The organism is Serratia sp. CY83965, from assembly GCF_052166375.1.
GTDB lineage: Bacteria > Pseudomonadota > Gammaproteobacteria > Enterobacterales > Enterobacteriaceae > Serratia > Serratia marcescens.
The window spans coordinates 532,039-546,126 of sequence record NZ_JBJNOV010000003.1 but is presented as its reverse complement, the minus strand read 5'-3'; the positions used below and the strand labels follow the sequence as shown (position 1 = coordinate 546,126).

At 55.6% G+C, this 14,088-nt stretch carries 9 protein-coding genes; 5 read left to right on the top strand and 4 right to left on the bottom strand.

Going from position 1 to position 14,088, the window contains the following annotated elements:
• Window positions 1–62 precede the first annotated feature (62 nt).
• Complete coding sequence (locus tag ACJ8PL_RS10560; protein ID WP_305178204.1) at window positions 63–1,442, bottom strand: FAD/NAD(P)-binding protein; 1,380 nt, start codon at window positions 1,440–1,442, stop codon at window positions 63–65.
• Complete coding sequence (gene ssuD, locus ACJ8PL_RS10555; RefSeq protein ID WP_197829818.1) at window positions 1,442–2,614, bottom strand: FMNH2-dependent alkanesulfonate monooxygenase; 1,173 nt, start codon at window positions 2,612–2,614, stop codon at window positions 1,442–1,444. Before ssuD ends, ACJ8PL_RS10560 begins: the two co-directional genes overlap by 1 nt.
• A gap of 277 nt (window positions 2,615–2,891) precedes the next feature.
• Here ssuD and ACJ8PL_RS10550 point away from each other — a divergent pair, with 277 nt between their 5' ends.
• A complete protein-coding gene (locus ACJ8PL_RS10550; RefSeq protein ID WP_305178199.1) occupies window positions 2,892–4,808 on the top strand; it encodes a sigma-54-dependent Fis family transcriptional regulator in 1,917 nt (638 codons plus the stop codon).
• A gap of 718 nt (window positions 4,809–5,526) precedes the next feature.
• On the opposite strand, the gene ACJ8PL_RS10545 is transcribed toward ACJ8PL_RS10550, so the two are convergent.
• Complete coding sequence (locus tag ACJ8PL_RS10545) at window positions 5,527–6,267, bottom strand: helix-turn-helix domain-containing protein (protein WP_233504947.1); 741 nt, start codon at window positions 6,265–6,267, stop codon at window positions 5,527–5,529.
• Between the two features lie 773 nt (window positions 6,268–7,040).
• On the opposite strand from ACJ8PL_RS10545, the gene ACJ8PL_RS10540 reads away from it, so the two are divergent.
• From ACJ8PL_RS10540 to ACJ8PL_RS10525, 4 genes are all read left to right on the top strand, one after another.
• A complete protein-coding gene (locus tag ACJ8PL_RS10540) occupies window positions 7,041–7,928 on the top strand; it encodes a helix-turn-helix domain-containing protein (RefSeq protein WP_079449911.1) in 888 nt (295 codons plus the stop codon).
• Between the two features lie 495 nt (window positions 7,929–8,423).
• Window positions 8,424–8,597 (top strand): hypothetical protein, encoded by a 174-nt coding sequence (locus ACJ8PL_RS10535; RefSeq protein WP_153297017.1) that lies wholly within the window; start codon window positions 8,424–8,426, stop codon window positions 8,595–8,597.
• A gap of 430 nt (window positions 8,598–9,027) precedes the next feature.
• Window positions 9,028–11,394, top strand: a complete 2,367-nt coding sequence (locus tag ACJ8PL_RS10530; protein WP_442531155.1) for a membrane-bound PQQ-dependent dehydrogenase, glucose/quinate/shikimate family — start codon at window positions 9,028–9,030, stop codon at window positions 11,392–11,394.
• 191 nt (window positions 11,395–11,585) lie between these two features.
• Window positions 11,586–13,226: a Na+/H+ antiporter gene (locus ACJ8PL_RS10525; protein WP_016927100.1), complete on the top strand. Its 1,641-nt coding sequence runs from the start codon at window positions 11,586–11,588 to the stop codon at window positions 13,224–13,226.
• Window positions 13,227–13,262: 36 nt separating this feature from the next.
• On the opposite strand, the gene ACJ8PL_RS10520 is transcribed toward ACJ8PL_RS10525, so the two are convergent.
• A complete protein-coding gene (locus ACJ8PL_RS10520) occupies window positions 13,263–14,018 on the bottom strand; it encodes a glycosyltransferase family 2 protein (protein WP_016927099.1) in 756 nt (251 codons plus the stop codon).
• Window positions 14,019–14,088: the final 70 nt, after the last annotated feature.

Sequence of the window (14,088 nt, the reverse complement as noted above, 5' to 3'; positions counted from 1 at the left end):
CGGCCGCGGGCGAAGCCGGGCCGGATGGGGGGTCTTAGGGTGTTAAAAACGGGAATGGACGATCAGTTTGCAGCCGGACATCGCGCCAACAGGTATTGCGCGACGCTTTGGGCGTGTTCCGCCACCTGCGGCAGCCCCATCAGTTCGCCGAAGCGGCCGCGCGCCGCCGGGCCGGCCACCAGCAGGCGCGGGTTGGCAAGGCCGTCGCCGCCGATCGCCTGGCTGTCGGCATTGACCCACAGCCCCAATCCCAGCGGATCGGCGCGCAGCGCCCCCTGCTCAGCCAGCGAGCTGAGCAACGGGCTGGCGGCGATCAGGCCGGCATGAGCCGGACCCGTAGCGATCAGCAGCCGCTGCGCCTGCAGCGCCCGCTCTGCGCCCTGGCGCGGCAGAATCGTCAAGCGCACGCCCTGCGGCGAGGGTTCCGCCCGCCGCAGACGAGCGGCCAATACCTGCAGCGTGCCCGCCGCCTGTTGCTCCGCCAGCAGCGTGCTCACCTGCGGCGCAATGCGATAGCGGTGCACGTCCCAATAGGCGCGCAGATGCCGCAGAAAGCGCTGCTGTTCGGTCAGCGTCAATGCTTGCCACAGACGCTGGCCCTGGGCGCGCACCGCGTCCAACACCGCCTGCCACGGCACCCGTTGCCCAGCGGCGCGCACCACCTCAAGGCGCACCTGCCGCACCCCGTCACGCAGTCCGGATGGCGGGGTAAACGACCACGTCGGGTACTCCCCTTCGGCATTGGCACGCGGCAACAGGCCGTGACGAGAGAACGCGGTAATCGGCCCGCGATGCCCGCGGCGGTGCAACGCCGCCACCGCATCGGCCATCGTCAGCCCGCTGCCGACGATCGCCAACGATTCATCGGGCTCAATCTCATCCAGCGCCCCCTCCGCCCAGGGATTGGCGATCAACCGCGCGTCGCGCGCCAGTTCCGGGGCGATTTGCCGCGGCAGCGCAGGCGGCGGATGGCTGGTCGCCAACACCACATAATCACCCCACAGCCGTTCGCCGCCGGCGGTGATGACGGACGCGCCCTGCGCCTGCGGCTGCAGGTGCTGCGCCCGATCGCGCAGGTGCCGCACGCGGGCCAGGCCCGTCTGCGCCGCCTGATGAAAACGTTCCTCGACATAGCGGCCGAAGGCGCCGCGCTGCGGATAGGCCTTACCGTCGCGCCATAACGCCTGCGGATCGGCCGCCAGCCAGCCGCCCTGACGGAACCAGCGGTCAAAATCCCCCGCCGGTTCATCCGCCAGCTGCATCCTATCGGCCGGGACGTTGATGCGGTGGGTCGGATCGGTGGTCGAATACGCCACGCCATAGCCCGGCGCGGCGCGCGGTTCGATCACCGTGACATCCACCGCTCCGCGCGCCAGCTGGATCGCCAGCGCCGCGCCGGTGAAACCGCCGCCGATAACGATAATATGGGCACGCTTCGCCATCAGCCCTCCCGCTGCGCCGGGGCGGGACGACGATCGCCGCCGATGGTTTCGCCAAACGGGCCGGTATTGATCGTGCGAGCCGTCTGATGAGCCGACTGCGCCAGCGGCAGCAGCGGCATCACCAGCTCGGCGAAGCGGTGAGCCTCTTCCAGATGCGGATAGCCGGAAAGGATGAAATTGTCGATGCCCAGCGCCTGATACTCGCGTATGCGCGCCGCCACCTGCTGCGGGTTGCCCACCAATGCGGTGCCGGCGCCGCCGCGCACCAGGCCGACGCCGGCCCACAGGTTGGGGCCGATGCGCAGACTCTCGCGCGAGCCGCCGTGCAGCTCGCTCATGCGGCGCTGGCCGGTGGAGTCCATGCGAGCAAAGATCTGCTGCGCCGCCGCGATGGTGTCGTCATCCAGATGCGCGATCAGTCGCTCGGCCGCCGCCCAGGCTTCGTCTTCAGTTTCGCGCACGATAACGTGCAGGCGAATGCCATAGCTGAGTTTACGCCCCTGCCGCTCGGCGCGCTGGCGCACCGCCGCCAGCTTTTCCGCCACCTGAGCCAGCGGCTCGCCCCAGGTCAGGTAGGTGTCGATCTGCCCGGCGGCGATATCGATCGCTTCCGGCGATGAGCCGCCGAAATAGAGCGGCGGGCCGTTTTCCTGCACCGGCGGGAACAGCAATTCGGCGCCTTCGACGCGAATATGCTTACCGCTGAAGTCCACCTTCTCTCCTTTCAACAGCCGTTGATACACCGTGAGAAATTCCTGTGTCACCTCGTAGCGTTCGGCATGGCTGAGGAAGATGCCATCCCCTTTGTTTTCCACCGGATCGCCGCCGGTTACCACATTGATCAGCAGGCGTCCGTCCGACAGCCGATCCAGCGTCGCCGCCATGCGCGCCGCCAGGCTCGGCGGCTGCAGACCGGGGCGCACCGCCACCAGGTAGCGCAACCGGCGGGTGATCGGCGCCAGCGCCGCCGCCACCAGCCAGGAATCCTCGCAGCTTTTACCGGTTGGGATCAGCACGCCGTAATAGCCGAGGTTGTCGGCGGCCAGCGCTACCTGCTGCAAATAAGGCAGGTCCACCGGGCGCCCGCCCTGCGCCGTGCCCAGATAGCGGCCGTCGCCGTGGGTCGGCAGAAACCAGAAAACGTTGATGCGATCTTTCACTGACTCAGTCATTTATGCCTTTCCTATATAACTATTTTCAGTATTTATCGATAGAAAAACTTTGCTTGGTTATAAAAAGAAAAGCAGGATGCATGCCACATTGCAGATTTTAAAAAACCAATATATATCAATAGATTGATGAGATATCGACGTAAAAACACTGCTGCATTGGCAGCAGGCGGCGGCGGAAGGCTGTTGCCAATGCAGCACCGTGCGCCTTTTATCCTCTCGCGGCTGCCCATTGGCTGGGATAAGATTTTTTTCCCATCGTCGTAGACAGGAGACGCCCATGTACGATCCCCAACCGTTCGCCGCCGACAAGCCGGTGCTGATCGATCCGGCGTCGCTCGCTCTGCAAAGCGTGCTCGATCGGCTGGCTCCCACCGATGCCACCGTGCTGATCGTCGGTGAAACCGGCACCGGCAAAGAAGTGGTGGCGCGCTATCTGCACCACCACAGCGCGCGCCGCCATCAACCTTTCCTGGCGGTCAACTGCGGCGCGCTGACGGAAAGCCTGGCGGAAGCCGAACTGTTCGGCCATGAGAAAGGCGCCTTCACCGGCGCCGTCGGCACTCATCAGGGCTGGTTCGAAGCGGCGGAAGGCGGCACCCTGCTGCTGGACGAGATCGGCGAGCTGAACCTGTCGCTGCAGGTCAAGCTGCTGCGCGTGCTGCAAGAGCGGGAGATCACCCGCGTCGGTTCGCGCAAACCGCTGAAGATCGATGTGCGGGTCATCGCCGCCACCCACGTCGATCTGGCCGGCGCGATTCGCCAACGGCGGTTCCGTGAAGATCTCTATTACCGCCTGAACGTGGCGGCGGTGACGTTACCGCCCTTGCGCCAGCGGCCGGACGATATTCCGGTGCTGGCCAGACATTTTCTTGCGCTGTACGCCCGCCGTTTGGAACGGCCACTGCCGCGGTTGACGGCGGAAGCGCAGCAGGCGCTGCTGGACTACCCTTGGCCTGGCAACGTGCGCGAGCTGGAGAACACGCTGCATAATGCGGTCTTGCTGAGCCAGGAGGGGGCGATCGCACCGCAGCAACTGCAGCTTACCCATCGCCTGACGGATAACGACGGCGGCGACGACGCCATCGACCGCTTTGTGCAGCGGCAGTTGCAAGGCGACAGCGCACAGCTTTACCAACGGGTGCTGGATGCGCTGGTGCGCAACGCCTTCGAACGCAGCGGCGGCAACCAGCTGCAAGCGGCGTCGTTGCTCGGCGTCAGCCGCAATACCCTGCGCACCCATTTGGCACATCTTGGTCTGATCAAACCGCGCCGTCGCAGCGCCGGCGCACCCGCACATTCACCGGCCATCGCCGCAGCGTCTCTGCCCGAACGCGAACTGCGCATCGGCTATCAAAAGTTCGGCAACCTCGGGGTGCTCAAGGCGCGGCAAAGCCTGGAACAGCTCTTCGCCACACAGCGCATCAGCGTGTTGTGGAGCGAGTTTCCCGCCGGGCCGCAGCTGCTGCACGCGCTCGACGGCGATGAGATAGACTTCGGCACCACCGGCGAAGTGCCGCCGATCTTCGCCCAGGCACAGGGCAATGCGCTGGTGTACGTCGGTTTTGAGCCGCCGGCGCCGCAGAGCGTGGCGATGGTGGTGCCGCAAGACAGCCCGATACGCAGCGCCGCCGATCTGCGCGGCAAACGCATCGCGCTTAACAAAGGCTCTAACGTGCACTATTTATTGCTGCAGATGCTGGACGAACAGGGATTGACGTTGAACGACGTGCGTATCGTCTACGCGCCGCCGAAGTATCCGCTGTCGGCGACCGACCTGCAGGCGGTGGACGCCTGGATGATGTGGGATCCGCTGCTCAGCGACGCGCAGCGCAACGGGGAACTGCGCGTGATCGCCGACGGCACCCAGCGGGTGCTCAATCAGCAATTCTACCTGGCGCGCCGCGGCTTCGCCGAGCGTTCGGACGATCTGTTGCGGCCGCTGATGCAGGCGCTGCAGCACACCGGCCGTTACATCGCCGCGCAGCCAAGAGAAGCCGCTCGTCACCTTTCCAATGAACTGGGGCTGGCGAGCGCCTCACTGGAACTCGCGCTGTCGCGCCGCAGCCATGAGGTTCGCGCCATGGATTTACAGGTGATCCGTCAGCAGCAAAGCATCGCCGACCGCTTCTACGCCCTCGGGCTGCTGCCCAGAGCGATCGCCGTGCGCGAGGCGGTCTGGCCGCGGGGATCTTAGCCTGGCTTCGAGGGGGAGCAGCATCGGCCGCCCTTTCGCCTCTCCACGCAACCCCATACCGCCGCCGGAACCGAGCGGTAAGGCCAATGCCGCAAAGACATTTTTAGGTAAAATATACCGCCGATGTCAGTGCTAGGATTAATTCGCTATCATTTTATGTGCACTTTCAATTAACGTTACCCTGTTATTTTCGCATTCGCCGGTCGTCATGACCGGCTTTTTTATTTCTCCGTCTCACCGGCCAAAAATATCGCTTTTTGGTAAAAAAAAACGCACCAGGTAGGGTTACATAGGAACTGCATGACCTTATTTCCCGTATAGGGGGCGTGCATCTCAGAGAGATTGTCGATGTTTCATTGGCCGGCGTTAATCGCCGGCTTTTTTTATCTTCATTTTATGACGCCTGCGTTGCGCAGGCCCCCCGTCTTATTGCCAGAGAGGATGCGCGCACGCCGGGTCTATTGTTCCGTGAGATAACACTTTTCGGTAAATAAAAATCCCCAACGCGCGCTATTATTTAATTGTAGTGTTGTCATACCTATTGAATACCCCATGCTTACCGATCCTCGCGGTCGGTTTTTTTTCTCCCTCGCCAACCTTCGTTGGTTGAAGCAGGCTTATGGGGCGTTGACAGGTGGACGCCATCAAAATATCGATGGCATAACCAAAGCTTTCCGTTGTAATCAGGCAACCCTCTGCCATGTGCGATAAACAAAGATCATTTTATCGGGATGAAATACCACATGCTGACGTTTTCCTTTTCACCTGGACAGTGATCGTGGATTTTAAAGATTACGCTTTGCGTGATGAAGATATCCAGAGAAGCCAACACCCCCTCATAGAGCGATAGGATGAACTCGTTTTCACTCATCTTTTTTTCTTTGCGCCTGATCGCAATGTACTTTGCCGATGCGTTGTACAGGCTACAGGTTATTGGATTCTTTACGTTTACCTTCATCTGCCCCCGGCTGATTACCGGCGAAAGCAGTTGCACGATCCTTTTTTTCTCGTAATACTCATGCAAATTCAAGTACACGATGCTGCTGGGGAAAGGCTCTTTATCGAAGCCAATAATCGGTTGGTAATTGAGAAAAGGCCAATCGCGCAGGGTTCTGAATGTTCTCGGCGGGCAACCGAACTGATTTGAAAACGCACGGCTAAATGATTGCTGAGAACTAAATCCAGAGAGCAACGCGATTTCATAGATCTTCATATCGGTACATTTCAGCAATAACGTCGAGCGGCTTAGTCTGCGCTTTCTGATATAGGTCCCTATCTTCATCCCTTCATACAAATAGAACATCCGTTGTAAATGCCCGATGGAATACCCTGACTTAATGGATAACGCCCTTATTGATACATGGCTTTGTGTATCAATGGCTTTTTCAATGATAGCGATTATCTCATCTAAAATATTGCGTCTGAACTTGTTAGAACAATCCATAGTAAAGCCTGTCATCTTGCTATTTTTATTATTGAATGCATCCCTCTTCTTGCAGAATCAAAAGCTGTCCGACTTGCTTTCTTTCGAAGAATGGCATTCCCATACCCGTTCAAATATATCCACGTATCACGTTGCACAAAAATCATTTCCAGGATGAAAGATGCCGATTCACCTCTCGCACAAGATGAGATTCGCAAAGAAGTCGTGTGGAAAAACGCTGATAAACCACGAGCGCCAAGACAGAAAAACGCAGGCCACAGCCAGAAGATAAATAGCAATCGCTATTTTTCGAGAAAATACCCCCCCATATTCCTCCCTGAATGTCATTAGCCTTGATGCCCCCTTGAATTAACCATTATTTAATTTCACAATCCCCTGCCGGGCCTATTTTCCGCTTCCCCCTACTCTTAAACATAGAATAGTTAATTATTTCGATTCGAAAAGATGTTACTGTCAATAAATTGGCAGCCATATAGTGTTTTTATCTATCAATGAGCAAAAATTGTGCTCCCACCAGCTTGGTTCATTCATATAAGTGAATAAAAATCAACAAATTAATATACTTAAAATGTATCCATACACTTTCTACTTCTTCGCCATACGCTGCTATTTGGTAAATGACACTTTTAAGTACATTTTTTTTAATTTACCGCGTTAATATTGCACGCGTTCTATACTCAGGATATTGCCTAAAAGATCGGATGAATTGGGGCTTATCGCTGAATACCGATATCGCGTTATTTTACCCAACGCAACCATTAGGCAGATAACTAAAAGGGAGCTCCTGCATGTTTATAACCAAAGTCATTGAGGAGCTGCTCGCCTGGGTGGAAGAAAGTGGGTTCAATGAGAAGCTTACCGTTGAGATGCTGTCAGAAAAAAGCGGATATTCACGCGGGCATATCCAAAAAGCGTTTAAAGATGAAACAGGGATGACTTTCGGAAGCTATGTGAGGGGCAGAAAACTCATTCGCGCCGCATTTATGTTGAAAGCGACGAACCTCTCTATTTCCGATATCGTTAAAGCGCTGAACTTTCAGTCATATCAATCCTTTGAACGGGCCTTTCGCAAGCAATTCAGAACCTCGCCGATGCAGTATCGCAAAAGTAAATCGTGGGACGTGTCCTCCGCCATCCCATTGCTGTTTCTCGACGGCATTCCCGAGCATCGCTATGTGCACCTGCCAAAATTTTTCGACGATTCAGGGGATGGCGTTGATGCAGAGATATATCACTTCCATCCTGCGGTTTCCGCGCTGCGATTGGCGGCAATTGATAACATGAAAAAAACGGATAGCGGCGTGATTAATTTTTTCAATTTTGGCGCGAGCATCAGGAAAGAGAATTACGTCAGCATCTATTTGAAGACCCTCTATATTTCTGAAGAAGACTGTCTTGGCAACGTGCTTGCCTCCCTGGCCGACGCCCAGGGAAAAAAAGACATGCAACTTTTTGCAGAGTTCAGTTTTGATGGCGCAAGCGATGAGGCGCAAAAATTCACGCAAAGCATCTACACCAAATCATTCCCGATAAATAAAGTTGGCATGATCGATCGCTTTCTCATTGAAATTATCACCCCCAAAGGCGGCGATAGAATAGAGATGAAGACCTATATCCCCATTGTCTTCCCGATCAAACACAGAGAGAAAGAGGTAGCGCCAGGGCCAGAGCGGTAACCCTGTCACGATCGGTGTTGCTATTTATTAAAAATGGTAATAATTTATATTTATCAATAAAGAATTATGATGAGTTTAGGCTCAAAACCACGCATTATCCACTCGCCAAAAAGCACCAACTTTAAGACTTATCTAATTGGAAAACACATTAACATCTCCCTGAAAATCGCGCCAAGATGGGATCTTCTCGCCCTCACAAGGAATAACCGCTTATCCGTTAAGCGTTCTCTCCGATATGACTTACGTACCAAAACCTTAAATATCAATACGTTACCCATATTTACTTTTTGTGCGGTTGATTGGATAACTTATTGTTTTTATTTCATTTTTTATAAATCCCTCGCCTGAGCGCAGCCGACATTTTTCGCTTTATCCCGCCCGCCCGCTTGTAGACATCCCCAGATAGTGACGATATTTTATTTCCACGAGACTTATTTTTACGGGTGCTATCAATATGCCTTAAACAAGAATAAAGCGCGTCAGGAAAATAGAGTTATGAGTATTCAATTATGGTCTAAAAACCTAAAAAAACACTATCCTAATGTTAATGTTGAAAAAGTCACCGTCGGCGAACGCGGGAAAGGTTATATTGTCTATGTCGATGGAGAAAGAATGGCATTGAATCATTTTTTTCGCCGCTTCTACCGACACCGGCTTGATAAAGAATGACGTTTCACTCTGAACTCAACGCAGGGTAAACCTCTACGCAACCTCGTGATTAAAAGCGATTCCGCATTCATCATCACTCTAAATAATTAGTCCAGAGAGGCTCTTTCATTCAATGCGTTTATCACTGCAATAGAATATCGGATTGCCCAGCACACCCAAAACCGTATCTCTGCGAAACGGTTACAACCCGGTATTAAATAAAAACATTGATGGTTATTTTTATCGCGCGCGTTCTGTCATCGCCCAATAAAATCCCCTTATCTTGGTCCGGCGACTGATCCAAACCGCAATGGCCACTGTTGAAATGGATATCAAAACGACAACTCAATGCCCCTAAAGCGTTAAAGAATAAAAAGTCTCAAGGCGGGAAATGCCTTGCCTTTCGCGCCGGCATTTTCACGCGTTGGCAGCGATGGGATGGTGATCCAATGTGGATTTTAAAGTCAAAGGAAAACATATGATTAGAACATCGTTTGGTAAGAGAGCCGCAATAATCACGTTCTTTTGCTTGCTGGTTTTTTCTGGCGTCGCGTTAACCGTGGGGGGAGTTTGGCTTATCGCCCTCGGCGGATCGTTCTACTATGCCATTACCGGGATAGGCTACATCGCCGCCGCAGTGCTGGTCCTCAAACGCAGCAAATCAGCTTGTTACTTAACCGGCCTGCTGTTTTTGATGACGGTGCCGTGGGCGCTTTGGGAGTCGGGGCTTAACTACTGGGCATTGTTCCCTCGCCTGCTGGTGCCCGCCGGCCTCTCTATTATCGCCGCGTTTTTACTTCCCTCGTACCTGCACAGCGCCAAGAGTCAAAAGCAGGCTTACATCGCCGGTTCGGTATTATCCGTGGCATTTGTCGCTTTCTTTATCGGCGCCTTCTTTCCCCATGGCGAAATTACCCCTTCTGGCGACGTGACGTTTATCGAGAGCAAAAGCGACAATGCGCCAGCCGATTGGAGCGCCTATGGCCGCACGACGGAAGGAACGCGCTACGCGCCGTTCAATCAGGTGAACCGTTCAACCGTCAAAGACCTGAAACTCGCCTGGGTTTATCGCACCGGCGATTTCCGGCCGGGCGTGGACCAAAATACCCCGCTCGCGATCGATGATTTGGTGTATAGCTGTACGCCCAACGGTCTTATCACCGCTATCGATGCCGATACGGGTAAAGCGCGCTGGAAATTTGACTCGCATTCCACCTCCCCCGTTTGGCAACGCTGCCGCGGGCTTGGCTACTACAAAAATGAGGATGTTGCGCCAGGCGCTCTGTGCGAGAAAGCGATCGTTCACACCACGATCGATGCCCGCCTCATTGCGCTGGATGCCAAAACGGGCCAGAAATGTCCCGCCTTCGGTCAAAACGGTGAGGTGAATCTCGGTCAGCATATGGGGGAAGTGAAACCGGGCTATTACTTCCAAACCTCGGCGCCGACCATCGCCAGAGGGAAGATTATCGTCGGTGGCTGGGTTATCGATAACGTGATGAAAGGCGAGCCTTCCGGCGTCATCAGGGCGTTCGACGCCAAAACCGGCGAGTTGGACTGGGCGTGGGACTTAGGCAACCCGGGCATCACCAAGGCTCCGCCGGCCGGAAGCACCTATACGCGCGGTACGCCGAATATGTGGAGCACCGCCGCCTATGACGACAAATTAGGCTTGTTGTATGCGCCGCTTGGCAATGCAACGCCCGACTATTACGGCATGAATCGCCCGGAAAATTCGGATGAGTACAACTCTGCCCTGGTCGCCATTGATATTGAAACAGGCCGTGAGCGCTGGAAGTTCCAAACCACGCATCACGACATTTGGGATTATGACCTCGCATCCCAACCCGCGCTGGTGGACGGTTTTGATGAGCAACATCGCCCGGTGCCCGCCCTTTTGCTCGGCACCAAACGGGGGCAGATTTTCTACCTGAACCGGGAGACCGGCAAACCGCTGGCGCAGGTTGAAGAGAAAGCCGTGCCGACCCAAGGCGCCGCAGAGGAAGAGCGCCTCTCGCCAACCCAGCCGTTCTCCGTCGGCATGCCGACCATTGGCGCCGAACGCCTGACCGAAGAAAAAATGTGGGGCACCACCCTGTTTGACCAGATGGCCTGCCGCATCCTGTTCAAACAGATGAATTACCAGGGCGACATGACCCCGATCGGCACCCGCCCAACGCTTGAGCAGCCCGGCAATTTAGGCGGACTCAACTGGGGGAGCATGTCGATTGATCCTGTGAACCATATGGCTTACATGAACGATGTGCGCATTCCGAACGTGTTTTGGTTAGTGGCGCGCGACAGCTATGAACGCGTCGCGAAACAGTACCCGCAAAAAGTGATCGATGGCCACGGGCCTTCCCCCATGATCGGCACGCCATACGGCATGATCACGTTGATGTGGATGTCGCCGCTCGAAGTGCCTTGCAACCAACCCCCTTACGGCACGATCACCGCCGTCGATTACAAAAACAAAAAGATCGCCTGGCAGATACCGGCCGGCACCGCCGAAAAAATGGGGCCGCTGGGCATCAGATCGCACCTGCCGATGCCGGTTGGCATGCCCACCTACGCGGGCACTATGACGACCGCCGGCGGCCTGGTCTTCTTCGCCGGCTTCCAGGACTATTATCTGCGCGCCTACGACAGCAGCACCGGCAAAGAAGTCTGGAAATATGCGCTGCCGGTCGGCGCGAGCGCGACGCCAATGAGCTACGTTTCGCCTAAAACCGGCAAGCAATACATCGTTATTGTGGTCGGCGGCGCCGCGCATTCGACAGAAACCGGCGATTACGTGATGGCGTTTGCGCTGCCTTAACCCGTTGCCCCGTTTGTCTGCGCCATCCCACAGGCAAGCGGGGCGAACCGGCCTTGCTCAACTGCGCTATCTTTATCGACAGCGGCCGCCATGGCCGCTGCTCAGCCTTGGCCGGCGAGCCCGCCTGACGCCGGCATGCAGAAAAACCGTTTGATAACGACGAGAAAAATTAAATCCACAAAAGGTTCACGATGGAAACATTCTTCACCATATTGATCTTATTGCTCACCGTCTCGTTGTCCGGCGTCGTGACGCGCATCTTGCCCTTCCAGATCCCGCTTCCGCTGATGCAAATCATCGTTGGCGCCGTGTTGGCCTGGCCGCAGTTTGGGTTGCATATCGACTTCAATCCCGAGCTTTTCTTGATGCTGTTTATTCCCCCGCTGCTGTTCGCCGACGGTTGGAAAACGCCGGCGCAAGAGTTCATCCATTACGGCAGAGAAATCCTTTGTCTGGCCCTGGTGCTGGTGATCATCACGGTCGTCGGGGTGGGTTATCTGATTCACTTCCTGCTCCCGTCAATCCCCCTCGCCGCCGCGTTCGCCCTGGCCGCCGTTCTGTCGCCAACGGACGCCGTGGCGCTGTCCGGCATCGTCGGTAAAGGACGCATGCCCAAACCCGTGATGAGCGTGATCGAAGGGGAGGCGTTGATGAACGACGCCTCCGGGTTGGTTTCCCTCAACTTCTCCATCGCTGTCGCGCTCGGCGCGATGGCGTTTACCCTGGAGAGTGCCTTTCTGACCTTTCTGCAGGTATCGATTGGTGGGGTGCTGTGCGGCATCATTATTGTTTTTCTCTATAATCAAATGGTTAAGTTCATCCATAAATGGATGTATAACGATTCCGCCACTCAGATTATTTTCTCGCTGTTACTGCCCTTTTCCTGCTACCTGATTGCGGAAAGAATCGGCGTATCCGGCATCCTGGCCGCCGTCAGCGCCGGCATGATGATTGGCCAATCCAAAGTGAATCGCAGCATGCCGCTGGTGCGTTTACGCACCAATAATATTTGGGAAATGCTCGAGTTCGTGTTTAACGGCATGGTGTTTATTCTGCTTGGGCTGCAGCTGCCGGGCATCTTGAACTTCACCGTGGCGCAAACCGGTATCGATCATTCCATCAGCCTGGAGACGCTGCTGGCTTACGTGGTGATCATCTATTTTAGTTTGATCGCCGTGCGTTTGATTTGGCTGTGGCTGATGAAGGTCGGCAGCGCGACCCTGATGCGCAAAGATCCGTTGTTATTTTCGAAATTCAGCACGCGCGATCTGTTCGTCGCCGCCTTTGCCGGGGTGCGAGGGGCGGTGACCCTGGCGGGCGTGCTGTCAATTCCGCTGTTTTTATTGGATGGTTCGCCATTCCCGGGCCGGTATCAACTGGTGTTTATCGCCTCGGGGGTCATCCTGCTGTCGATCGTCGTCGGCATCGTCACGCTGCCCTTCCTGTTGCGCGGCAATCTGCCGCCGGAAGAAGATCAGGAAGAGGCTTTCTCCGTTTCAGAAGCCTTGGCGAGCGCGGCGACCAAGGCCGTCAACGAAACCAAGGAAAAGCTGCTCGTCGCCCCGCCGGACGACGCCACGCCGGAGCTGATTGAAGAAACGACGCGGCGGATGCTGGACGTGCTGCAACGTAAAATTCTGACCAAAGAAGACGTTAAGAATATCGTGGCGCTGAAGCGGCTGGAAAAGCAGCTGTACTTAGCCTCGTTGCACGCGGAAAGAGAAGAGCTGTACCGGCTGCGCCGCATGAAGAAAATCAGCCATGAGAAACAGAGAAAGCTGCTGCATCGCATTGATATCACTGAGGTGCTGATCGCTGAAGACAGCGTTTAAACGAGGAGATGAAGGCGGTTCGCCCCCCGCCTTCGGCTATCTGTGGTACCACGCCTTGAAATACTTCAAAAAGCTGTAGGACACCGCGTAAACGCCGGTCACGGCCCCGACCCGGCCCGCTTTCCAGGCGCCGCTGAAAATGTACCACTTGAAAAATGCGCCGATGGCGCTAATCACCCCTCGGAGAATCGATGGCCTTATCGCCTTGTATTTCACCACGCGCGCCGTATAGCTGTTCAGCTTGGCAAACACTTCCTCGATTGAGAAAAAAGTGTCGTGTTTAACGTGCCCGGCCAGTATCAAGGTGGATGCGCCCCCTTCCGCCGCATCATCTACCGGCGCATCATTGAACTTCACCACCTGGCGATGAAAAAAGCGAATGGGGTAATCCGGTGACGAGACGGGATAAAGCGTTCTGACCGCCTGTCCCAACACAAACCAATCGCGACGAATGCGATAGGCGTTGTTTTTGTCAGGGCCTGGGGTGCGCTTGAAAAGCCGCATCGCGTCGACCGCTTCATCATCCATGATCTCATCGCTGTCCAGGCACAAAACCCAGTCATGCCGCGCGCAGGATATGGCGTAATTCATTTGCCGGCCATGGGTTTCAAACGGGTGATAAAGAGGCTTGATATTGAAGTCGTCGCAAATGGCCAACGTGCCGTCAGTACTGCCCGAATCCACCACGATGATTTCATCGGCGAACGCCGCCACAGGTTGCAACACGTCACGCAGCAAGCGCGATGAATTAAACGTCAATAAACACACGGAAATCCGGTTACAAAAATCCATTTTACATTCCACGACACTGAAAAAATGCAGTCCATGCCAAAACGGCGGGCGCGCCGTGCAAAAGCGCGAT

What these genes read in the sequence shown, in the direction of transcription:
- ACJ8PL_RS10560 (WP_305178204.1), bottom strand. Translation starts at nt 1,442, where the DNA reads ATGGCGAAGCGTGCCCATATTATCGTTATCGGCGGCGGTTTCACCGGC.
- ssuD (WP_197829818.1), bottom strand. Translation starts at nt 2,614, where the DNA reads ATGACTGAGTCAGTGAAAGATCGCATCAACGTTTTCTGGTTTCTGCCG.
- ACJ8PL_RS10550 (WP_305178199.1), top strand. Translation starts at nt 2,892, where the DNA reads ATGTACGATCCCCAACCGTTCGCCGCCGACAAGCCGGTGCTGATCGAT.
- ACJ8PL_RS10545 (WP_233504947.1), bottom strand. Translation starts at nt 6,267, where the DNA reads ATGACAGGCTTTACTATGGATTGTTCTAACAAGTTCAGACGCAATATT.
- ACJ8PL_RS10540 (WP_079449911.1), top strand. Translation starts at nt 7,041, where the DNA reads ATGTTTATAACCAAAGTCATTGAGGAGCTGCTCGCCTGGGTGGAAGAA.
- ACJ8PL_RS10535 (WP_153297017.1), top strand. Translation starts at nt 8,424, where the DNA reads ATGAGTATTCAATTATGGTCTAAAAACCTAAAAAAACACTATCCTAAT.
- ACJ8PL_RS10525 (WP_016927100.1), top strand. Translation starts at nt 11,586, where the DNA reads ATGGAAACATTCTTCACCATATTGATCTTATTGCTCACCGTCTCGTTG.
- ACJ8PL_RS10520 (WP_016927099.1), bottom strand. Translation starts at nt 14,018, where the DNA reads ATGGATTTTTGTAACCGGATTTCCGTGTGTTTATTGACGTTTAATTCA.